At 52.7% G+C, this 20,113-nt stretch carries 22 protein-coding genes; 8 read left to right on the top strand and 14 right to left on the bottom strand.

What is annotated here, in order from left to right; all coding sequences use genetic code 11:
• The 4 genes from IMQ33_RS07090 to IMQ33_RS07075 all read right to left on the bottom strand — a co-directional run.
• Positions 1-1,721, bottom strand: a 1,721-nt coding sequence (locus tag IMQ33_RS07090; protein WP_196061645.1) for a fimbria/pilus outer membrane usher protein, incomplete at its 3' end; no start/stop codon positions are given.
• A 75-nt stretch (positions 1,722-1,796) separates the two neighbouring features.
• Positions 1,797-2,498 carry a molecular chaperone gene (locus tag IMQ33_RS07085; protein ID WP_173408704.1) on the bottom strand — a complete coding sequence of 234 codons (702 nt, stop codon included), beginning with the start codon at positions 2,496-2,498 and terminating at the stop codon, positions 1,797-1,799.
• A gap of 56 nt (positions 2,499-2,554) precedes the next feature.
• Positions 2,555-3,100, bottom strand: a complete 546-nt coding sequence (locus tag IMQ33_RS07080; RefSeq protein ID WP_196061644.1) for a fimbrial protein — start codon at positions 3,098-3,100, stop codon at positions 2,555-2,557.
• A gap of 105 nt (positions 3,101-3,205) precedes the next feature.
• A complete protein-coding gene (locus IMQ33_RS07075) occupies positions 3,206-3,604 on the bottom strand; it encodes a winged helix-turn-helix domain-containing protein (protein WP_196061643.1) in 399 nt (132 codons plus the stop codon).
• Positions 3,605-4,440: 836 nt separating this feature from the next.
• Here IMQ33_RS07075 and IMQ33_RS07070 point away from each other — a divergent pair.
• The gene (locus IMQ33_RS07070; protein WP_196067754.1) at positions 4,441-4,914 is read left to right on the top strand and encodes a hypothetical protein; all 474 of its coding nucleotides are present in this window, start codon (positions 4,441-4,443) and stop codon (positions 4,912-4,914) included.
• Positions 4,915-5,399: 485 nt separating this feature from the next.
• Here IMQ33_RS07070 and IMQ33_RS07065 read toward each other — a convergent pair whose 3' ends face one another.
• From IMQ33_RS07065 to IMQ33_RS07055, 3 genes are all read right to left on the bottom strand, one after another.
• Complete coding sequence (locus IMQ33_RS07065) at positions 5,400-5,636, bottom strand: DUF4282 domain-containing protein (RefSeq protein ID WP_065683532.1); 237 nt, start codon at positions 5,634-5,636, stop codon at positions 5,400-5,402.
• Between the two features lie 192 nt (positions 5,637-5,828).
• Positions 5,829-6,056, bottom strand: coding sequence for a sulfurtransferase TusA family protein (locus tag IMQ33_RS07060; RefSeq protein ID WP_098929203.1), 228 nt, complete (start codon positions 6,054-6,056; stop codon positions 5,829-5,831).
• A 5-nt stretch (positions 6,057-6,061) separates the two neighbouring features.
• A complete protein-coding gene (locus IMQ33_RS07055; RefSeq protein WP_196061641.1) occupies positions 6,062-7,096 on the bottom strand; it encodes a YeeE/YedE family protein in 1,035 nt (344 codons plus the stop codon).
• Positions 7,097-7,359: 263 nt separating this feature from the next.
• On the opposite strand from IMQ33_RS07055, the gene IMQ33_RS07050 reads away from it, so the two are divergent.
• The gene (locus IMQ33_RS07050) at positions 7,360-8,052 is read left to right on the top strand and encodes an HAD family hydrolase (protein ID WP_161712582.1); all 693 of its coding nucleotides are present in this window, start codon (positions 7,360-7,362) and stop codon (positions 8,050-8,052) included.
• A 231-nt stretch (positions 8,053-8,283) separates the two neighbouring features.
• Here IMQ33_RS07050 and IMQ33_RS07045 read toward each other — a convergent pair whose 3' ends face one another.
• The 7 genes from IMQ33_RS07045 to IMQ33_RS07015 form a co-directional block, all read right to left on the bottom strand.
• Complete coding sequence (locus IMQ33_RS07045) at positions 8,284-9,528, bottom strand: VWA domain-containing protein (RefSeq protein WP_196061640.1); 1,245 nt, start codon at positions 9,526-9,528, stop codon at positions 8,284-8,286.
• 193 nt (positions 9,529-9,721) lie between these two features.
• Positions 9,722-10,297, bottom strand: a complete 576-nt coding sequence (locus IMQ33_RS07040; protein WP_021807716.1) for a TerD family protein — start codon at positions 10,295-10,297, stop codon at positions 9,722-9,724.
• 72 nt (positions 10,298-10,369) lie between these two features.
• Positions 10,370-10,948, bottom strand: a complete 579-nt coding sequence (terD, locus tag IMQ33_RS07035; RefSeq protein ID WP_021807715.1) for a tellurium resistance membrane protein TerD — start codon at positions 10,946-10,948, stop codon at positions 10,370-10,372.
• Positions 10,949-11,005: 57 nt separating this feature from the next.
• Positions 11,006-12,049 carry a TerC/Alx family metal homeostasis membrane protein gene (locus tag IMQ33_RS07030; RefSeq protein WP_021807714.1) on the bottom strand — a complete coding sequence of 348 codons (1,044 nt, stop codon included), beginning with the start codon at positions 12,047-12,049 and terminating at the stop codon, positions 11,006-11,008.
• Between the two features lie 23 nt (positions 12,050-12,072).
• Entirely contained in the window at positions 12,073-12,528 is a 456-nt protein-coding gene (locus IMQ33_RS07025) for a tellurite resistance TerB family protein (protein WP_065683517.1), read from the bottom strand.
• A 23-nt stretch (positions 12,529-12,551) separates the two neighbouring features.
• Positions 12,552-13,718 carry a TerD family protein gene (locus tag IMQ33_RS07020; RefSeq protein ID WP_196061639.1) on the bottom strand — a complete coding sequence of 389 codons (1,167 nt, stop codon included), beginning with the start codon at positions 13,716-13,718 and terminating at the stop codon, positions 12,552-12,554.
• A complete protein-coding gene (locus tag IMQ33_RS07015; protein ID WP_065683515.1) occupies positions 13,718-14,305 on the bottom strand; it encodes a TerD family protein in 588 nt (195 codons plus the stop codon). Before IMQ33_RS07015 ends, IMQ33_RS07020 begins: the two co-directional genes overlap by 1 nt.
• Before the next feature lie 324 nt (positions 14,306-14,629).
• On the opposite strand from IMQ33_RS07015, the gene IMQ33_RS07010 reads away from it, so the two are divergent.
• From IMQ33_RS07010 to IMQ33_RS06985, 6 genes are read left to right on the top strand one after another with little or no spacing between them, the layout of a single operon-like run.
• Positions 14,630-15,694 carry an ATP-grasp domain-containing protein gene (locus tag IMQ33_RS07010; RefSeq protein ID WP_196061638.1) on the top strand — a complete coding sequence of 355 codons (1,065 nt, stop codon included), beginning with the start codon at positions 14,630-14,632 and terminating at the stop codon, positions 15,692-15,694.
• A 3-nt stretch (positions 15,695-15,697) separates the two neighbouring features.
• Positions 15,698-16,828: a phosphoribosyltransferase domain-containing protein gene (locus IMQ33_RS07005; RefSeq protein WP_196061637.1), complete on the top strand. Its 1,131-nt coding sequence runs from the start codon at positions 15,698-15,700 to the stop codon at positions 16,826-16,828.
• Positions 16,821-17,594 (top strand): hypothetical protein, encoded by a 774-nt coding sequence (locus tag IMQ33_RS07000; RefSeq protein ID WP_065683513.1) that lies wholly within the window; start codon positions 16,821-16,823, stop codon positions 17,592-17,594. Before IMQ33_RS07005 ends, IMQ33_RS07000 begins: the two co-directional genes overlap by 8 nt.
• 1 nt (position 17,595) lies before the next feature.
• On the top strand, positions 17,596-18,675 hold the full coding sequence (locus IMQ33_RS06995; protein ID WP_098929213.1) for a cysteine protease StiP family protein: 1,080 nt from the start codon (positions 17,596-17,598) through the stop codon (positions 18,673-18,675).
• Positions 18,675-19,631 carry an HpcH/HpaI aldolase/citrate lyase family protein gene (locus IMQ33_RS06990; RefSeq protein ID WP_065683511.1) on the top strand — a complete coding sequence of 319 codons (957 nt, stop codon included), beginning with the start codon at positions 18,675-18,677 and terminating at the stop codon, positions 19,629-19,631. The genes IMQ33_RS06995 and IMQ33_RS06990 overlap by 1 nt, the downstream gene beginning before the upstream one ends.
• Positions 19,632-19,633: 2 nt before the next feature.
• Positions 19,634-20,107 (top strand): HTH domain-containing protein, encoded by a 474-nt coding sequence (locus IMQ33_RS06985; RefSeq protein WP_173410017.1) that lies wholly within the window; start codon positions 19,634-19,636, stop codon positions 20,105-20,107.
• The last annotated feature ends 6 nt before the right edge of the window (positions 20,108-20,113 follow it).

Below are 20,113 nucleotides of genomic sequence, written 5' to 3'. Positions count from 1 at the left end.
CTGGAGAAAGTCCGATTAGCACTGAGACCGTAGGACAGGCTTTTGTAACGGTTGTTATACCCCACCTGATACTGCTTCTCGCTGCCGTCCTTGTTCCAGTAGTTCTGCAGCGAACCACTGACATACAGTTGTCCCCAGTTGTCCGGTAACCCCTGGCCCGCGGTCAGGGTGAGGCGGTTCTTGGCCCGCCAGATCGAGTCGGGAGAAAACCCCTGCGCCACGGCGTCGCGCGTCTGCATCGCCGTCATGAAATCCATGTAGCCGTCGGTCGAGAAGCGGTAGGCCGCCAGCGACAGGTTGCTGTTGGTCTCGCTAATCAGTTTGCTGTAACTGACCTGATAGCTTTGGCCGCTGAGGCTGTTACCTGACTGATGTCGACCATTCTCATCGGTGCTGTTTTGCAGATGGGTACGTGCCTGAGTGGCATCAAACGCCAGTGCGCCAATCGGGGTGCCCACCGCCGCCCCCAGTTGCAGCGCGTAGTAATCCTGACTGAGCTGCAGGCCACCGTAGCCGGTAATGGCATTAGTCAGCCCCAACTGGTAGGTTGCCTGGTACAACGCCGGTTTATCACGCAGGTTATCGCTGCGCACCTCACCCGCGGTGATGGAATAGCGTGATGCGCCAGGGCGCAGCAACTGGGCGACCGACGCATAGGGCACGCTGAAGGTCTGCTCGGTACCGTCTGATTCACGCACGGTCACATCCAGATCGCCACCGTAGCCGGTCGGGTAGAGATCATTGATCAAGAACTCTCCCGGGGTGACAGTGGTTTCATACAGCACCTGGCCGCTCTGGCGCACGGTGACACGGGCATTCGTACGGGCAATGCCGCGGATCTCCGGCGCGTAACCGCGCAGGGATTCGGGCAACATCCTCTCGTCGGTGGCCAGTTGGATACCGGTAAATGGCAGTGTATCGAACAACTGACCGGTGGTGTTCGACTGCCCCATCAACACGCGGGCTTTGAGTGCGGGGACATCGCGCTGCAGGTAGGTATTGATGTTGCTGTACTGGTTCGGCCCGTTGTCCATCCGGGTATAGGAGCCGTTATGTCGCAGATACCAGGCCCCGACGTTCAGTCCGGCATTCACCCCGGCGAACAGCGAGTTGAAGGTTTCACCGTGTGAATCGCTGGTATAGCCATTGACGTTATAGCCGAGCAGTAATGCTGGTACACCGCTGTCCCAGAGTTCCGGGCTGACGGTACCCCGGGCAGTGTTCAGCATGTACACCTGGGGAATGACGATATCCAGGCGCTGTTCGTTACTGTCGTAATTGACCTGGGCTTCAGGAATTTTTTGCTGCAGGTCGAGACACTGCTCGCCAGCGTTTTGCTGGCTTAAAAAGTCTGAGGGCAACTTCTCGTAATTGAACGCGATGTTCTTGATCAACTCGCTGGTCAGGCAGGGATACACGGTTTTATCCGCGCGCGCCTTGAACTCGATATCGGCATTGCTGACCAGTTGCTCGTTGACGTACACCGCCGTCTTGTAGGTGCCGGGGAGGGCCGACGAGCCATTGGCAAAGCGGCTGAGATCAACCGACTTTTCATCATCAACATTCAGGAAAGACGGATCAAACTCCAGGTTCTTTGCGATCTCTTGTGGCGCGGAGGGGGCAGTTTCAGCCTGGACGCCGCCAACAAAAAAGGTCGAAAACATGGCCATCGCCAGAGGAGAAAGCCGACTCTGGAGACCTGATTGCAAAGATGTAGACATAAGAGATCCTTTCAAGAACGTATTTCCTGAATAATGGTGAAGACGATAATTAATATGATGGGACGTTGTGGGTGCTTATTTCACGACTGCATCGAAGGGCAGTACGGCACCGTAATCGTTCACATAGGTTCCGCTGATTTTGCTTCCCGCCTGACCCGGTAATTCCAGCGTCATGGCGCTGCGCGGGGCGATCATCGCACTGTCGAGCTTCTTGCCGTTGATGGATAGATTGACCAGCGAGGCATAGAACGGCGTCGGGTTGGTGGCCTGGACCTGGCTCCCCTGGGTACTCCAGGTAACCGCTTTGGCGGCATCGTTGGCATTGCCTTCTAGACCCGCCGGGCGATAGAACAGCTTGATACGGGTACGGAACGCCATCTGCAGCTTGTTTTCTTCGGTTTTGGCCTGACTCTTGGCCGGGACTTCCAGCACGTTCAACCAGAACACCGACTCTTTATCCATCGGTAATGCACCGCCAGCGTAGCTGATACGCAGCGTCTGGCCCTTGCCTGCCTCGACCCGGTTCATCGGCGGGGTCAGCACGAATGGCACCTTGATGGCTGATGGTTTGGCATTGGCATCGCCACTGTCGATCCAGCTTTGCAGCAGCACCGGCGAGGGACCCACATTGCTGATTTTGACGCTGACTTCCTTCGCATCCGACGGGTAAATCACGCGGGTACCGCTGATGACCACGCTGGCCAGCGCATGGGTGCTGAACAGCGCCAGGGCTGCCAACGTACAAATCTGATGTGTCGAGTGTGTGAGAAACTTCATGTTTAGCTCCAAACGGTCAGGCGAGTTGGGAGGGGGAAATCCCCTCCCACAGTCCATTACTGGTACTGGATGGAGTACACTACGTTGCTGACCACGGTGCCGGCAGTCGTTGGCGCTTCGGCATAGTAGCGAACGATGTATGGCAGGCTTGCACTACCGCTTGAAATATCTTTATAAGTGGTGTTGGTTACCTGGTTCTGGTTACCCGCCTGGATCACTGCCGGAGACGTGCTTGATCCGTCCAGCAGCTGCAGGCTGACGTTGGTAGCACCACCGGTCATGTTTTTCAGACGACCAGTCACCTGGTCAACAGAAGACCCAGCTTCGAAGAAGGCGGAAGCGGTCTGCAGGGTGCCAGAACAGTTGTTCAGCGCCATCACGAAGCCGGTATCACCTCGTGTGGTGCCCGCAGTTTGCAGCAGGTTGGTGCCGATGGTTGGCAGCACCACGGTGGCGTCAGCAGCCTGGCCGTCAACAACGACGTCACAGGTAGTAGCGGTCAGTTCACCGTTAAAGGTGATGGTACCGGTAGAGGCTGCTTGAGCCATACCCAGAGAACCGAATGCTGCGACCAGGGATGCAACGATTGCTAACTTTTTCATATCTATTCCTTCAATTCTTAATGTTGTGTCATTTCAAATTCCTTTAAAATGACGATTTAATATCCAAGGGTTTTATGGATATAGTTTTATTAACTAAGTGAAAGCTCAGTTAAAGTTTTTATAAAATAAAGGTGTGACATCTGGACTATTCAATGAATATCCTGATCCCCTTGTGTTTAATATGAAATCGTGGGGTAAGCCGAGAGAGCTCAGCTTTAACCTTAATTCGTTTATCGCTTGCCATAAACGTTGGTTAGAAGAAGAAAGATTAGCATCCTCCCAAACGTATTTAAATATTTCATCTTTAGATAGCCTCTCTCCTTTTTCGTGCTGGAGTATAAATACCAACAAGCGTAAGGTGACCTCACTCAACTCAATCGAGCCAAATAAAACAGACTTGCCCATTTTTCCTGACGAAATTGTACTGATACGAATCAGTCTTTTATGGGGTATATCAAGTTGAATGTCATTATCAATAAGAAATCCAAATAGGTTATTCTCCATATTAACCCTTGAGATGATGGTGAGCGTATTCACGATAAAGACGAACTATTCCTTTTGGTCGCATTATAAATACAACGTATCTCACGGCAACCCCAAAAAATAAAAAAGGTACAGCGTTTTTAATATGTTAAATTTAGCATTTAATTCTTCATGATAATGCAAATTCATTCTTTTAAACCAAACCAAGATTGCTGGTAGAGAAATATTTTTTTTAACCTATGTGTTTTTTTAGTAGCATTAGCTCCTGTTATTCTTATGTTATTGATATTTGATAACAACCAAGGCATTAATGTGTTGTTTTAACATGTTAATTTTAAAAAGGAAAATTCTGAGCAAGCGCCTGACAATCATTATCATTCATCTCCTTGATAGGTTATATATCTAGATTAGAGGAGGGGGGATGCCTCGACCTTCTCGTGTTGCTGCTCATATTAGGAAGAAACCGAGAAAGGTAGTCGTGACGTTTCCTATTTGAAAGTTACAGCTTTGTTATAAATTCAAAACACATTGAATTAATCATTTTTTGACTGCAGGACTGTTCTTTATTATTTTTCTATCTTTATTGTTTAGGAGTATTAATGTAAATAGTGATTTTTTTTCAAATTATGTAAAGGTTGGGAAAGTTAATGAATGTGTTGTCTATGTTGATGATTCGATTTCCCTCAGTCGTCGAAATTATTTTTCTGACTATCTGGTAGGAAAAAAATTTCTTGTAAAAAAATCAGATTGCCTACTTAACAGAGAGTTTATCTCGCCTGAAAACATCCATTGTTCTATGTGATGACAATGTAAAAAAATGTCTTCCTGTGTAACATATTATTTTGTCGAGAATAATGATGGAAAAACTGACTAAGTTGATAATGCATGCATTGCTTGCGGGAGTGATTTTATCTCCTTTCTTTGCCAAAATTAATTTATTTTATAATAAAAATAACTTTTCCTGTGAGGATAAAGTTAACATCCAACAAGGAGATGTGAACTATTTTTCCAAGATTATCTTTCATTTTAAAGGAGGAGCGGGTGAGTTTCATATGATTGGTTCGTATTATGGGCTAGATAATAATCTGCGGAAGGTAGAATGGAATGCTCCTTTTACTTATACCCAAGATGCAACAGACAGAACGTTGTTGTTCTCCTCTGAAAGTATTAAGGATAATGAGCTTGCCATGCTTCTTAAGCCTGTTATTCCCAATTTTTATTTATTTAAGGGGCGTGAATTAAATGTTATATTGTTCCCGCAGGGAAATGAAGGTTATGTATTCATTACTGATGGAATCCCTTTACTTTTATGTGTGAAAGTAAACACATGACATATTTTTATTCGTGCCGGGGAGCTTTAGTTCTTTGGCATTACAGGACGCTGAACCTCATTCTAGCAGGTTGGCATAGAGAGCCGTCAACTTGCATACGAGGCGTTGCGACAGACCCGTTGTATAACTCATTAACGCCAAGGTTTCACAAGTATGCTTTGCCGTCAGTACTATTCCTGCGAATTGGTATCTTGATGAGTATAAAAAATAATATAAGTTATATAAACTCAATCGTATCAAGGTGATGGTCAGAGAAATGATTTTAGCTACGGCATACAGTTGATACGTAGAGAGGATCAACGTGCACAGTAAAGGAAGAACCTTTAGTCTCCAAAAATTCAGCTCGATGAAAAAGTGGCAATGTTGCTGAATTTGTAGAAATCGAGCTGTACCTACCTAGCTAACCCACTGATTACTCTGACGGGCGCAGCATGCTACGCCCCTACGCTTTGAACCCGGTGAGGGAGTATTTGTCCTTCACAACATTACGGCTTTTCAGCAATCTTGCGCAGATACTCGTTATTTTTGAAGGCGATGATCACCATTTCAAAACAGACACGGGTAAAGACACCGCCAATGATGATGCCCAGCAGACCACGGAAAAACTCACCATAGAACATCGACCCAATCCCACCGACCAGGATGCCCAGCAGGCAAAGCCAATAAACGCCGGTAATGATTTTCGGCGTCAGCATCGCATCAAAAAAGAAAATATTTTTCATCGTGTATCCCTTCATTCGTTAAGGTTGAACGTTCCTGAGCGGCAAAGCGCCCTCAAGCTGGAATTAAGTATACTGGCCAAAGATGACAAAAGGTAAGAATACATGATGGATTGTTTTCCCTACGTTTAAAGACGTAGCGATGCTCAAGCCGGCTCTAACCCGGAAAAAACTCCCAATTTAGAGCAGATAACTCTACCCCTTCTGAATACTAATCTGCCAGCGGGCATCGCCGGTCTGCTGGAAATCCGTCACGCAGTGCCCTGCCTCAACCGCCCAGCGCGGCAGGTTTTCCGTGGCCTGGGCGCAGTCATATTCAATCACCAGCAGGTCGCCAGAACCCAATTGCTCAATGTGCTTTTTGGCTTCCATCAGCGGGAACGGGCAAAGTTTACCGGTGGTATCCAGAGTGATCGTTTTCATAGCCCTCAAGCCTCTTTTGTTTTAATCGATTGATTCGGAAGAATAATAGTGAAATAACTGACCACCCAACTGCCCAACAGGATGCACGGAATAAACAGCCAGCCCTGCCAGGAGAACCAGGCGGTATTGACGATGGTATTACCCAGCATACAGCCCCCGGCCAATCCGCTGCCGATCCCCATCAATCCGCCCCCAAGCAGGCTTTTGACCAATGTCGGGAGGCCGGGCGAGCGCAGCCGCAATTCCTGACTTCCCCAGGCAGCCACCAGCGCACCGGCAAAAATCCCGATCAGCAAGTAGCCAGCCCAGCCAAAGAAGCCGGTTTTACCCTCGGTGATTAACGAAAACAGCTGTGCGCTGGGGCCACTAATCCCCAGACCGCCAACCCGGCCCGCCTCTAGGCTGGAAGGCCATGCCAGCAGCGCAATAACGCCGATCAGTACGGCACTGACGAAGGGATGCCAGCGTGCTTCGAACAGCCAGTGGGCAATACCCTGCTTGCGCGGTTTAGGTTGCGGAACGGGGAAGGATTTGCGTTTCAGGTGGCGCCAGACCAACACACCGGTCAGCACGGTTAGCACCGCTACAGCAGGCCAGGGAGACATGCCGAACGTCTGCATCAGCGAAGCATCCGGTAAGGCGGGGGCATTGATGGGCGCGAACAGTTGTTTGCCACCCGGCTGGCGGATATACCAACTGGCGACGACAAAACCGATCACGGCAATCATACTTCCGGCCAGCCCTTCGGCAGCGCGATAGTAAGCTCCTGTCGAACAGGAGCCTGCCAGCCCCATGCCGAGACCGAAGGTAACGCCGCCGATCAGCGTCGCCAGCCAGCGGAAATCCCCGCCGGGCAGTTTAGCCCAACCGAGAGCGACGAAGGCGAACAGACCGATGCTTTGCAGAGTAATGATAATGAGGATAGCGAGGGTCATGCGCCCGTCGCGAAACAGATAGAGGTCTCTCAGACCGCCGGCCATACAAAAGCGCCCGCGTTGCATGATAAATCCAAGAAGGAACCCCAGAAACAGACCTGTCATAAGGGAAGACTCCTTTTTATGGCGATGCCATAGCCAGATTGTAAACAGCGTGCCCTGGGTAGGGCGCAGGCATTTTACTCGCTAGCGGCGGAGAAATCACATAATTAGTAGGGATATTGAGGGCGTGATCGTGTTTTATAAATTGGTCTTAGAGCTGGGTTTGCGGGCCAGGTTGGCAAAAATTCAACCTGCGGGGGAGTTCTGCTATCATCCACCAGATTGGGAGAACGCCCGGTATTGCACAGTAGAGGTATGGTTTAAAGATGGATACAGAGGCAAGTCGTACAACGCAAGTTTTGTCAGTTTTTGATTTTGACGGAACGCTGACTCACCACGACAGTTTTATCCCATTTCTGCGTTTCGCTTTTGGGCGGCGCGTATTTGCCCGGCGCTTATTGCAACTGGCGCAGCCTGCGTTTAAGCATATGCGCAAAAAACTCACCCGCGACGAGCTAAAAGAAACCCTGATTAAGGTTTTCCTGACCGGGGTAGATGAGCACTGGTTCCGTCAGCAGGCGGAAGCCTTTTGTTCGGCCTATTGGACCAAGCTGATGCGCCCTTCTGGGCTGATTGCGGTTGCCATGGAGGTCAGCTCCGGTGCTGAAGTCACGATTTGTTCCGCTTCGCCGGCCCTGGTGCTACAGCCGTTTGCCGATCGTTTGGGCATCAAGCTGATTGGTACTCAGTTGGAAGTGGTCGACGGGAAGCTCACCGGGCACATCACCGGCCATAATTGCCGCTGTGGGCAGAAGGTTGAACGCCTGGAAAGTATCTATGGCCCACTGGGGAACTATCATCTCAGAGCCTGGGGCGATACCCGTGGGGACTATGAATTGTTAGCTGCGGCCCAGGATGCGCACTGGCGGCATTTCCACCCGGCCTGGTCAAAACGCCGTTCGCCGGTTAAAAGGCAGCGCGTGGCGGAGCCTAATGTGATCAGCAAGACTGACCACTAATCGCTCCCCTCGGCACTCAATATTTCCCCTCACCCCAGCCCTCTCCCACAAGGAGAGGGAGCTGTCCGGCGTCGTGGTCGAGTTCAGTGAACAGTTGATTCATTTCGGTGGTCAGGTAGATTTCTGCAACCAATCGCACACTCGATCGGTCCCCTCTCCCTGTGGGAGAGGGTTAGGGTGAGGGGCCATCGCGGTACGTTATGTATTTATTTAACTATCTGATATTAATAGTTAAAAAATAATACGGTCCGCCTTGGCGGCGTCATACCACTCTTTAAACTCCTCCAGCAGCAGATCGTACAAACGGTCTTCTTTCATCGTGGCAAAGTCATCAATCGCGAAGAAGTTGGTGTTATCCACCCGGCGATCGGTGAAGGTATCCAGCTTTTCCAGTACGCCGTAGTTCGAGCCACCCAGGCCGACAAACTTCCAGAAAATCGGATAGTTGGCCGAGCGCTTGATCGCTTCTTTGATCTGGCGCGTTTTGCTGATGCCACCGTCGGTAATAAACACCACGTACACCGGCATGTCGCTGTGTTTAAACGTATCGATCAGCTCCTCCATCACCGGCGGTTCATTATTGGTACCACCCAGCTTTGGCAGGATCTCCCACATTGAGCGCTTGCCGCTGCCCTGGATCGCCTTGATATAACCATCAAGATTATCCAGCGTCACATCGGGATATTTTGCGTGTTTTTCGGCAAAGCCCCAGACGTCCATCGAGCCGTCATCATCAAACTGCACGGCCAGCACGGCGATGCGATCCAGTACCGCCTGCACATTGCCCTTTTTGAACTGCCCGGTCATCGATCCTGAAGCATCCAGCACGAACGCGACCTTGGCCTTCACCGACTGCAGATTGAATTTAGCCAGGCTGACGGTGACGTTCTTCGCCAGGCTCACCAAATGCGGGGCTTTATCCTGCAGCTTTTTCTCCAGGCTGACGGTCGGCGGCGGAGTAGCAGGCGCAGTTGGCTGAGCCACATCAACACCATAGTTTAACGCCAGCGGCTCCAGGCCACCGTTAAATCCCTGCCCCAGCGCGCGCAGCTTCCAGTTACCGGCATGGCGATAAATTTCGGCCACAATTAGCGCCTTCTCCTGGCGGCCCGGGGTTTCTACGCTGTATTGGGCAACGTTCTGCGCATCCATTCTCAGGTGTTGCAGCCCAGAGATCGCGTCCAAACCATCAATCACCAAAGTGATGGCAATCTTGCTGACATCAGCGTCAATTTTGCTTAGATCTAACGAGAGGGTGCTGCTTTGGTGGGTGGTTTGTAAAACGACGCTGCGGTTGGGGGTAGCGGTTTGATTGAAGAAGATAAAATCGGCATCGCCACGGACTTTGCCCTCGGCATTCAGCAGGAATACCGCGGTATCAGGCTCACTCTTAAAACCGGGGGTGGCGGGGTACTGCAGGGTCAGGTTGAGCTGGGTGCCATTGACCACCAAGTTCTGGCCGGACTGTAAAATCATCAGGATAACCTCCTGTTAAAATAGCTTTTCCATAACGGGGATATTGATGGTGGGACTGGGCAAGGGGAGCGTGTAATCCCCCTCACCCCACCCCTCTCCCACAGGGAGAGGGGGCTGATGCGGAGCCATAATCAGATGCAGGGGTTAATCTGTAGACCCTGACCTCGGTTCTCACACTGGCAACGAGCCTATCTTAGATATTCACGCCATGCTGTGAAGCCAGCGCGGACAGGCCACCTGCAAAGCCTTGGCCCACTGCCTTGAATTTCCACTCGGCACCGTTGCGATACAGCTCGCCGAATACCATCGCAGTTTCGGTAGAAGCATCTTCGGACAGGTCGAAACGGGCGATTTCGGTGCCGTTATCGTTGTTGAAGATACGCATGTAGCTGTTGCTGACCATGCCAAAGTTCTGTTTACGCGCTTCTGCATCATAGATGGTGACGGCGAAAACCAGTTTCTTGACTTCAGCAGGCACTTTGCTCAGCTCAATTTTGACCTGCTCATCATCGCCATCGCCTTCACCGGTGCGGTTGTCGCCCTGGTGCTCAACGGAGCCACAAGCACTCTTCTTGTTGTTGAAGAAGATAAAGCTGCTGTCGCCCAGCACCTTACCGTCATCACCAACCATAAATACGGAGGCGTCCAGGTCAAACCCTTGGCCATCGGTGACACGCGCATCCCAACCTAAGCCAGCCATGGCAATGTTCATGGTTGGTGCTTCTTTGGTCAGGGATACGTTACCGCCTTTTACGAGAGAAACTGCCATTTTAAAGCTCCTGCTTTGTAGGGGATGATACGGGCAGTGGTGTACTGCCCGAAATATTAACGAGTTTGTCGATCAGGAGGCGTTGATGCCGTACTGAGCACACACGGAAGCCAAGCCACCGGCATAACCCTGACCTACCGCGCGGAATTTCCACTCGGCGTTGTTGCGATACAGCTCACCAAACAGCATGGCGGTTTCGGTGGACGCATCTTCTGTCAGGTCGTAACGGGCCACTTCGGTCTGGTTGTCATCGTTCACCAAACGGATAAAGGCGCCGGATACCTGGCCAAAGCTCTGACGACGAGCCTGCGCATCGTGGATAGTGACCACAAACACGATTTTGTCGACATCAGCTGGGATCATATCCAGTTTGATTTTCAGAGATTCGTCATCGCCGTCGCCTTCACCAGTACGGTTGTCACCGGTGTGGGTGACGGAACCGTCTGAAGAAGTCAGGTTGTTATAAAAAATGAAGTCAGCATCACCGCGCACTTTCCCGTTTGCGGCCAGCAGGAATGCAGAGGCATCCAGGTCAAAGTCTTGACCATCGGTGGAGCGTGCGTCCCAACCCAGACCAATCAACACATTCTTCATGGTTGGGGCTGCTTTACTCAGGGAAACATTACCGCCTTTAGATAAAGAAACACTCATTGTTCTAACCTCTCAAAAAATTAAACTCATGCGAATTGATTTCAGCTGGATAGGAGATCAGCTCTCCTTTTTCTCCTCGGCGTCGGGTTTGCCTGGGAACATGACGCTCGCGATAATACCCACCGCAAGAACGCCCAGCACGACAAACAGGCTCGCCGTTGCTGAAATGCTGTACCCATGATGCCAGATGTGGTCGGTGGCATTAAGACCCAGTTTCACCGCAATGAAGAACAGCAACACAATAACGGCTTTTTCCAGATGCGTCAGGTACTGCTTCAGGGCTTCCAGCACAAAATACAACGTACGCAGGCCGAGGATGGCGAACATCATGGCGCTGTAGACAATCAGCGGCTCACGGCTCACGGCGATGATGGCCGGTACCGAGTCAAACGCAAACATCACGTCGGAAAGCTCAACCACGGCCACACACAGCATCAGCGGTGTAGCATATCGCCAGGCTTTGGCACCACGGCCAATGGTCACATCCTTGTTTTCCGGCTTGGCCAGTTCCTCATCGACTTCTTTCTGGCTTAACAGGAAAGCGTGGCCTCTGAGCTTCGGCCAAATCGGGAAGAACCGTTTAACCATGCGATACGCCAAGTGCTGCGAGTAGTCTTCGATCTCATCACCGTCATCGCCGCTGCGCAACATCATCACCGCCGTCCAGGCCACGATCAGCGCAAAGACAATTTCAACGTATGGCCCGAGGCTGAGCAAGCCGGTACCGATGGCAACGAAGATGCCACGGAACACGATAGCCCCGATAATGCCCCAGTAGAGCACGCGGTGACGGAAACGATCCGGCACGGCGAACCACGAGAAGATCGCCATCATGACAAACAGGTTATCAACCGACAGCACTTTCTCTAGTGCGTAACCGGTGACAAACAGGCTGGCCACTTCGGCGCCGTGGTGGATATACAGGAAACCGGCAAAGGCCATCGCTATGGCAACCCAGAACACAGACCATAGGGCTGCGCTCTTCAGCGAAATAGGCTTGTCATCGCGGTGCATAAACAAGTCGATAAAAATGGCCCCGACAGCCAATACAATGAAAACAATGACGGTCTCGGTCGGGAAGCCGATGTGCGTGGATACCATATTAACCTTCTGAAGATATTACATTAAAGGCCGAATTCGGCCGCATCAAAGCCCAAAGCAGCCACGATTTCGCGTACCGCTTTTTGCTCATCCTGGTCGAAGTCACCATCGCTTTTGGCTACGGCGATACCCACACGGATGGCCAGTTGGGCCGCTTCCGGCTGATCTTTCAGCGCCAGGATATACTTCATGGTTTCGCCTTTGCCGATTTCGACATCGAACTCAAAGCTGGCGATCAGTTTGTTAAAGAATTCGATGACTTCAGTGGTCTCGAACACTTTCAGCTCATCAGATGCCTGGAGGAACCCAATCATCTTCTGTTTTTCTTCAGAGCTGACACCGCCGCTGGCCACGGAGATACGCGCGCACACGGCCACGGTACCCTGCATGAACTTTTTATTCTTGAAACGACCGACCTGCTTGGTCAGCTCGTCGCGGCTGGCATTGAATGCCCCTTTAACCTTGTTGAAAAAACTCATGGTGAAATCCTCTGTGAAATTGATTACTTTGACCCTGCTCTCCAGCTGAAACCCCAGCCGAAAGCCTGATCCATGTCACTGTGACCGTTAAAGAAGCGGTTAACACGCTCAACCTTGATGCTACCGTTCTCGTTAACCAGGCGCGCAATGGCACACATGTTGCGATTGTTCTGGCCTTCCGACATGCGGGTTTCAATCGGTGGCTGGTCTGGCACGTGCAACGTCACAACGCCGTCCGTTTTATCCCAGCTCGCGACCCCTTCGTAGATGAAGGCAAACACCAGTACTTCGCGGATATGTTTCCATTCGCGCCCGTTGATATGCAGCCATTCGCCGTCCGAGATATCACCGGTGCGGTCATCGCCTTGCAGTTGGACAAACGGCTCGCGGTTGTAGTCACCAAAACGCTTACCGAGCGCCTGGATCACCGTTTTTTCCCCGTTGGCCATTTCAACAAACGCCCCGAGATCGAGATCGACGCCCTTGTTCGAACTGAACATCGCCCGTAAACCCGTCGGGCCGCTGCCGCGATGCCAGTTCAGGTTGATACGGATTTCCCCAAAGTTATCCCGCTTGGTCAGGCTGATAGCCGGTTTTTCTTTGGTTAACGACACTTTGCTCAGGCTGATTTTGGCTGGCTCCGGCGTTGGGGCCGGTGCAGGCGTTGGCGCAGGAGCCGCTGCCGGGGCAGGAGCATCCGCCACATCCACACCAAAATGTTCAGCCAGCGGTTTCAGCCCGCCGTTGAAGCCTTGAGCGATAAAGCGGAACTTCCATTCGCTGTTACGACGGTAAAGCTCACCCAGGATCAATGCGGTTTCCTGGCGGCCATTCAGCTCAACGGTGCCCACCAGCAGCACTTCGTTATCCGCTTCAATCTGGATCAGCAACCGTTGCAGGCCCGCGACGGTTTGAGCCCCTTCACAGGTCACCGTAAAGGCGACTTTCTGCACGTCGGGGTGCAAACGGCTGACGTCTACCGCGAAGTTGGAGTTATGACCTTCTTGGGTCAGGGCAACCGTGGCGTCATCGCTCTTGGGCTGACCATAAAAGATCATGTCCGCGTCGCCCTTCACTTTGCCATCGGCATACAGGCGGAAAGCGGAGGCATCAACCGGTGCGCCGGACAGCACGCGCACCTTCAGTAATTTAGATGGAACTGGGGCATTGGCCCCCGGAGTCATATTCATTAGCGCACCACGGTAGCGACGATGTCAGCATGCATGTCATCAATGGTTCTGCCGCTGCAGGCTTTGCCATGCGCGGTAAAATCCCACTGGCCATTGTTACGACGAAGTGAAGCAATCACGATGCCGGTATGAGCGCCCTGCTCTTTCAGCTCATAACGTGCCAGCTCCTTTTTGGCCTGATCGACCACGCGGCAAAACGCGTTTTCCACATCGTTGAACGACTGCCCACGGAAGCTGTTGACGGTAAAGGCCAGGTATTCCACCTGAGCAGGCAGTTTTGCCAGCTCGACCAGGATGACTTCGTCATCGCCATCGCCTTCACCGGTCAGGTTGTCGCCGCTGTGCACCACTGCGCCGCAGCGAGACTTAAGCTGGCGGAACCAGATGGTGTCGATGGTATTGCCATCTTTGTCCAGCAATACGCAGCCAGCATCGAGATCGATGGCATCATTGCCGCCGCCGAACATTTTGCTCAGCAGACCGCCTTTCTTCTTAATCGGATCCCACCCCAGGCCAAAGTGCAGCTGGTTGATGGCAGATGACTGCTTGCTGAGCGAAACGGTCTGGTTCTTGGTTAATGACACCATGGTTTAAGTTCCTTCAAGTTGGTATTGAAAACAGTGAATTTTTTACACCAAATTCCATGAGTAGAAAATCATATCATGATGGTGTTCACGCACAACCCCATTTTTGCTGACCCTCCACTCAATTCAAGTTAACCTTATATTTTAAAAGAATTTATTTTTTTCACATTTGGTAACTTCTTGGCTATAACATTCATTTTATGCCACTTTCAAACGTATATTTTCACTTCTCGACTGACATCATGTTATGATTGACATCGCCATTGGGTGGCCTCAACCCACAGCGATCCTTTTAACCATCAAGCCTTGAACGGTAAAAATCAAAAAATGACACTCAAAATGTGGCTTATGGAAGGTTTATCTTCCCAGCGGGATATTATTCAGGGCATCGTTTCATTGGTGAAAGCCAAGCAAACTGCCGTGACGGTGGTTGCCTCACACCGTAATGAACGTAACGAGATCCTCTCCCAGGCAGACGTCGCCTTGTTCGAACCGAAAGAGGACGAACAGCGGCTACCCTTCATTCTGTCTACGGTGGAAAAGTGCGGCATCAATGCCATCCACACGGGCCGTAACACGCAGTGGTTCGAGGCCCATCGGCAACAGATCGAGGCTGCCGGTGTCACACTGACCACCGGTGCCACCAGCCAGGCCATGTTTGAGCTGGCCGATGACAAAGTGGCATTTGCCCAGGCCATGGAGCAACAAGGGCTGCCTGTCGTCCCCTCTCTGCGCATTGAGTCGGTGGCCGAGCTGCGCGATCTGATTAGCCGTTCCCCTTTCTCTGGCGCGCAGCTGTGCGTCAAACCGGTGAAGGGTATTTATGGCATGGGATTTTGGCGTTTTGATGAAAGCGTGGGCCCGATGGCCGCCTTTACCCATCCGGAAAACCGCAAAGTGAACCCACAGCGCTACCTCAGTGCTTTGGCGGACGCTGGCGAGTTTGAGCCGCTGGTGCTGATGCCTTACCTGCCTGGCCCTGAATACTCCGTCGACATGTTGGTTGATCGGGGCACGGTTCTGGCTGCCGTGGCACGTAGAAAAGAAGGGGCGCTGCAATATCTGGAAAACCACGGCGAGGCGTTTGAACTCGCTAAAGCCTGTGCCACCGCAATGCAGGCAGACGGCCTGGTCAACGTGCAAACCCGCAACGACACCAGCGGGCGTCCGGTGCTGCTGGAAATCAACCTGCGCCCGTCTGGCGGTATCGGTTATACCCGTTTCAGCGGCGTCAATCTGCCGGGCCTGTTTGCCCTGTATAAGCTTGGCGTAATGAGCCAGCAGGAAGTGATTGATGAGGCCAAAGCCGCATTCTCGCCAGCGATCGTCCGCTCTATTACCGATGTCGTCAGATATCACCCCGTGCTCGACAATCTGCTGGTGAAGGACTAACCCATGCTAAATACCTATTCCCGCACGCTGTCTTGCGGCACGCTGAAAGTAACCCCAACGGGCGGCACGATCGCGCTAGATGAGCTGTTTGACGTAGCCGAAAGGCGCAACCCTAAACGCGCGTTTCTGTTCGTCAGCAAGGTGCTGGGCCGCCATATTCCGGTGAAGCCGAGCGTCATGCGCGCCGTCTATCAGCAATTGGCCGCGCTGTTCCCGGCCTGTGAGCAAGGCCCAGTGCTGTTTATCGGCATGGCGGAAACCGCCGTCGGATTCGGTGCAGGTGTGTTTGACGAAGTCCGGGGCAGCGTTAGCGACCCGGTGTACCTAACGTCCACCCGTCACCCGGTAGAGGGGGGTGAGCTGCTGTGCGAATTCAAAGAAAATCACAGTCACGCCACCGACCACCTGCTTTATCTGCCACAGGATGCCGAACTGCGCCGCCGCGTACTGGAAGCCAAAACCGTCGTGCTGATCGACGATGAGGCCACCACCGGCAACACCTTCATCAACCTGCTCCAGGCTTTACAGCAGGATGCCGGGTTACACAACATTGCCCGCGCCATCACCGTTACGCTGACCGACTGGAGCGGCGACGCCCTAGCCCAACGCAGCCCAATCCCTATTCAGTATGTGTCATTGGTTCAAGGTGACTGGCATTGGGAAAAAAATCCCGATGCTCCGGTGCCGGTGATGCCCGCAGTCAACGTAACCGCCACCGGCAGCGTACCGATCACCGGTAAACAAAGCTGGGGCCGCTTGGGCATTTCATCGCCAAGTGCGGATCTGGGGCGCGATATTCAGGCGCATCCAGGGGAGAAATTACTGGTGCTGGGCAGCAGCGAATTTGTCTGGGAGCCCTTCCTGCTGGCTGAACGCCTGGAAAAACAGGGGGCCGAGGTTAAATTCAGCTCCACCACCCGTTCGCCGATAGCCACCGGGTTCGCCATCCAGTCCGCCATCGCCTTTGGCGATAACTATGGGCTGGGCATCCCCAACTTTGTCTACAACGTGGCCCACCAGCAGTTTGACCGGATCCTGTTGTGTATCGAAACCCCTGCGGCAAGCGTTGATCCCACGTTAATTGAGGCGTTAAAACAGGTCGCCCCAACCGTTGAGGTCGTAAGCTATGAATAAGCCGGTCATTTTCTCCGATCTGGACGACACCCTGTTCCAGACACGCCGCAAGATGGTCGATGAGCTCGACCTGGCCCCGTATCGCACCGGCGCCCTGGATCGTAGCCTGGAACCACGCAGCTTTATGACCGAAGAACAGTCGATGCTGGTGGACTGGATGCTGGAACATGCGGAGCTTATCCCAGTGACAGCGCGGGGAACCGAAGAGATTGCCCGGGTGAGTATCCCGTTCAAGTCATGGGCGGTTACCACGCACGGTGCGGTGATCCTCAACCCACAGGGGCAGCCGGATCAGGCATGGCAGGCGCTGATGCTGGAAAAACTGCAACCTTATGCTGCTAACCTGCTGGGAATGCAACGCAAGATCACCGAGCTGATGGCCGAACGCAACATCAATGGTTGGGCGCGTATCAACTATGAATACGGTGACACGCCGGTCTATCTGGTGATGAAGCACCGCGATAGCACCCGTCTGGACGAGCTTTACGCCATCGCCGATGAAATTGAGCAGTTGTTCCCTACCAGCGGCTATTACGTCCACCGTAACAGCAATAACGTGGCCTGGTTGCCGACCGTGGTAGAGAAAGGGCTGGCAGTGACTTTCCTGCTGGAAAAACTGCGGCTTGAACGCGGCGTGTTCCCGGTTATCGGGTTGGGCGACAGCCTCAGCGATCATCGTTTTATGAAGCTTTGTACCTGGTTTGGCCTGCCGCGCCAGAGCCAGTTTGCCGAAGCGATCTCCCGCCATATTTTCGGAGAGCAGTAATATGTCTGATTTTGTGCCCTTTTCCGGCTCATACCTGCCCGAGGACGTTCATTTTCTGCTGCAACCGGTAGAAATGGAAATGACGCCGGTCGATCAGAAAGAACAGCTGATCCAGTCCGGTGCCCGTCACTACTCGGAGATGTTGAGCCAGGAACCGGAGCCGACCCCTTCACACCTCGACCTGTTTGCCCGCGCACTCGACCAGGGAGCAGGACGCCTGGCAAAAGAAGTCTCGATGCTGGCCCTTGCGCTGATTGAACGGTTCGGCGATACGCCGATAGTTCTGGCCAGCCTGGTGCGTGCCGGTGTTCCGCTGGGGGTGATGCTCCAGCAAACGCTGCGGGCCATGGGCAAAGAATCGTATCACTACGGCATCAGCATCATCCGCGACCGGGGCATCGACTCGGTGGCACTCGACTGGATCGAGGCGCGTCACGGCACCGAAGGGATAGTCTTTGTCGATGGCTGGACGGGTAAGGGAGCCATTACCGGCGAACTGATCCGCTCCCTCAACAACCGGCCTGGCTATCCTGCCCAGCCCCGCCTGGTGGTGCTTGCTGACCCGTGTGGGTGTTCGTGGCTGGCCGCCAGCGACGACGACTGGCTGATCCCGTTTGGCATTATGGGCGCGCCGGTTTCCGGCATGATCTCACGCTCCATCTGGTCAAACGAAGGCCTGCACGGCTGCGTACAATGCGATCATCTCGCCCAGTTTGAATGCAGCCGTGTGCTGGTGGATACCGTTGCACAGTATCGCGCGACGCTGGACACTGAGACGCTTGAGCCCTGCACGCAGGATGCGGAGAGAAAGGCTTACCTGAAACAACAAAGTGAGAAGGTGGTTAACCACCTCGCCAAAAAATATCAGGTTTCAAGTATTAACCGAATTAAACCAGGGATCGCAGAGGCTACGCGCGCTGTGCTACGCAGAGTACCGGATCACGTCTTGGTCCGTGCGGTAGACGATCCCGACGTCGCGCTGCTGGTTTATCTGGCACGCGAAAAGGGGCTGACCATTACCGAAGTCGGTGATGAGATCGGGCAGTACCGTGCGGTAACAATTATCAAGAAGGTGCTCTAATGAACCAACGACTTTCCCCTTGGCGGCTGGGTGCTTCACTCTATATGCCCGCCACCAGAACGGATATCGCCGATACGATCCTCAATAGCAAGATCGCCGGTTTACGCTCGCTGATCGTCTGCCTGGAAGATGCGGTCAGCGATGAAGATATTCCCCAGGCGCTGGAAAACCTGCGCGAACTGACCCAAACCTTGGCCAAAGCCAAGGCCGCAGAGGGCAATGATCACTGGCCGCTGGTATTCGTACGGCCTCGTCATAAAGAAATGGGGAAACAGCTGCTGGCGAGCATGGATTTCAGCGCAGTGGACGGCTTTGTGCTGCCTAAATTCACGCTGGCTTCGCTGCCTTACTGGTGGAACATGATGCAGGACTCGCACCTGTGCATGATGCCCACGCTTGAGACAGAAGAAGTGTTTGATGTGGTGCAAATGCGTGAGTTAGCCAATACCCTGCATCACCATCCGTGCTATCGGCGCATCATCGCCCTGCGTATCGGTGGCAACGATCTGATGAACGTGGTGGCACTCAGAAGGCCGCGCAACCTGACGCTGTATGACGGCCCAATGGGTTATGTGATCAAAATGCTGGTTGCCGTATTTTCCCCACGCGATTTCGCTCTGACGGCACCGGTTTGCGAGCATATTGACGATCATCAGATTATGGATAGGGAATTGGCACTTGATATCGCCCATGGCCTGGTCGGCAAGACAGCGATCCACCCGAATCAGATCGGCAAGATCGAAAAGGCGTTGATGGTGCAGGCAAACGATCATACCGATGCGCTGCGGATCCTCAACTCCTCACAGGCGGTGTTTAAATCGCAGGGAACCATGTGCGAACCCGCAACCCATCGCCGCTGGGCGTCAGAAATCCTGGCGCGTGCTCAGGTATATGGAATTGCCAACGAGTCATCTCAGGAAAGCCACCGGTTTAGCATCAACGCAGGCAGTCATTAATCATGCAACTCAATACGCGACAGGCACGGATCTATAAGCTGGCCATTTTACTCAGTGCGGGTAAACCCGTATCCGCAGACAAGATCATCACTGAGTTAGACTGCTCGGGGCCAACCCTGACACGCGTGCTTAAGGAACTGAGAGAATCCTACGAGGCGGAGATCAAGTACCGCAAGGCCACTCACTCCTATCAGCTGACTGTACCAGGGCTTTTAGACAAGAAGACGTTTCGCCGTATGCAAGATGCGCTGGCGGCTAACTCGGAGCTGAAAACCAGCGAGACCGTCAGCAGGGTCTATCTGGATAAAGAGAAGAAGAAAGCCGTTTCACTGTCATTAAAAATGTCGGTGCTACGCAAAATCGATCGCTTATCCAGAGTGACGGAAACGACCCGCAGCGAAGCGGTGGATATGGTTGTCGAGCGCTGTATCGACGACCTGGTGCGCAGCATTCAGGCCAGCAAGCAGAAGCCGTAATACCCT

Source organism: Serratia sp. Res13-Sevr-LER1-36-b, assembly GCF_015673035.1.
GTDB lineage: Bacteria > Pseudomonadota > Gammaproteobacteria > Enterobacterales > Enterobacteriaceae > Chania > Chania fonticola_C.
This window is presented reverse-complemented; position numbering and strand designations above follow the sequence as displayed.

Coding starts and splice junctions, on each gene's coding strand:
- IMQ33_RS07085 (WP_173408704.1), bottom strand. CDS start 2,498: ATGAAGTTTCTCACACACTCGACACATCAGATTTGTACGTTGGCAGCC.
- IMQ33_RS07080 (WP_196061644.1), bottom strand. CDS start 3,100: ATGAAAAAGTTAGCAATCGTTGCATCCCTGGTCGCAGCATTCGGTTCT.
- IMQ33_RS07075 (WP_196061643.1), bottom strand. CDS start 3,604: ATGGAGAATAACCTATTTGGATTTCTTATTGATAATGACATTCAACTT.
- IMQ33_RS07070 (WP_196067754.1), top strand. CDS start 4,441: ATGGAAAAACTGACTAAGTTGATAATGCATGCATTGCTTGCGGGAGTG.
- IMQ33_RS07065 (WP_065683532.1), bottom strand. CDS start 5,636: ATGAAAAATATTTTCTTTTTTGATGCGATGCTGACGCCGAAAATCATT.
- IMQ33_RS07060 (WP_098929203.1), bottom strand. CDS start 6,056: ATGAAAACGATCACTCTGGATACCACCGGTAAACTTTGCCCGTTCCCG.
- IMQ33_RS07055 (WP_196061641.1), bottom strand. CDS start 7,096: ATGACAGGTCTGTTTCTGGGGTTCCTTCTTGGATTTATCATGCAACGC.
- IMQ33_RS07050 (WP_161712582.1), top strand. CDS start 7,360: ATGGATACAGAGGCAAGTCGTACAACGCAAGTTTTGTCAGTTTTTGAT.
- IMQ33_RS07045 (WP_196061640.1), bottom strand. CDS start 9,528: ATGATTTTACAGTCCGGCCAGAACTTGGTGGTCAATGGCACCCAGCTC.
- IMQ33_RS07040 (WP_021807716.1), bottom strand. CDS start 10,297: ATGGCAGTTTCTCTCGTAAAAGGCGGTAACGTATCCCTGACCAAAGAA.
- terD (WP_021807715.1), bottom strand. CDS start 10,948: ATGAGTGTTTCTTTATCTAAAGGCGGTAATGTTTCCCTGAGTAAAGCA.
- IMQ33_RS07030 (WP_021807714.1), bottom strand. CDS start 12,049: ATGGTATCCACGCACATCGGCTTCCCGACCGAGACCGTCATTGTTTTC.
- IMQ33_RS07025 (WP_065683517.1), bottom strand. CDS start 12,528: ATGAGTTTTTTCAACAAGGTTAAAGGGGCATTCAATGCCAGCCGCGAC.
- IMQ33_RS07020 (WP_196061639.1), bottom strand. CDS start 13,718: ATGAATATGACTCCGGGGGCCAATGCCCCAGTTCCATCTAAATTACTG.
- IMQ33_RS07015 (WP_065683515.1), bottom strand. CDS start 14,305: ATGGTGTCATTAACCAAGAACCAGACCGTTTCGCTCAGCAAGCAGTCA.
- IMQ33_RS07010 (WP_196061638.1), top strand. CDS start 14,630: ATGACACTCAAAATGTGGCTTATGGAAGGTTTATCTTCCCAGCGGGAT.
- IMQ33_RS07005 (WP_196061637.1), top strand. CDS start 15,698: ATGCTAAATACCTATTCCCGCACGCTGTCTTGCGGCACGCTGAAAGTA.
- IMQ33_RS07000 (WP_065683513.1), top strand. CDS start 16,821: ATGAATAAGCCGGTCATTTTCTCCGATCTGGACGACACCCTGTTCCAG.
- IMQ33_RS06995 (WP_098929213.1), top strand. CDS start 17,596: ATGTCTGATTTTGTGCCCTTTTCCGGCTCATACCTGCCCGAGGACGTT.
- IMQ33_RS06990 (WP_065683511.1), top strand. CDS start 18,675: ATGAACCAACGACTTTCCCCTTGGCGGCTGGGTGCTTCACTCTATATG.
- IMQ33_RS06985 (WP_173410017.1), top strand. CDS start 19,634: ATGCAACTCAATACGCGACAGGCACGGATCTATAAGCTGGCCATTTTA.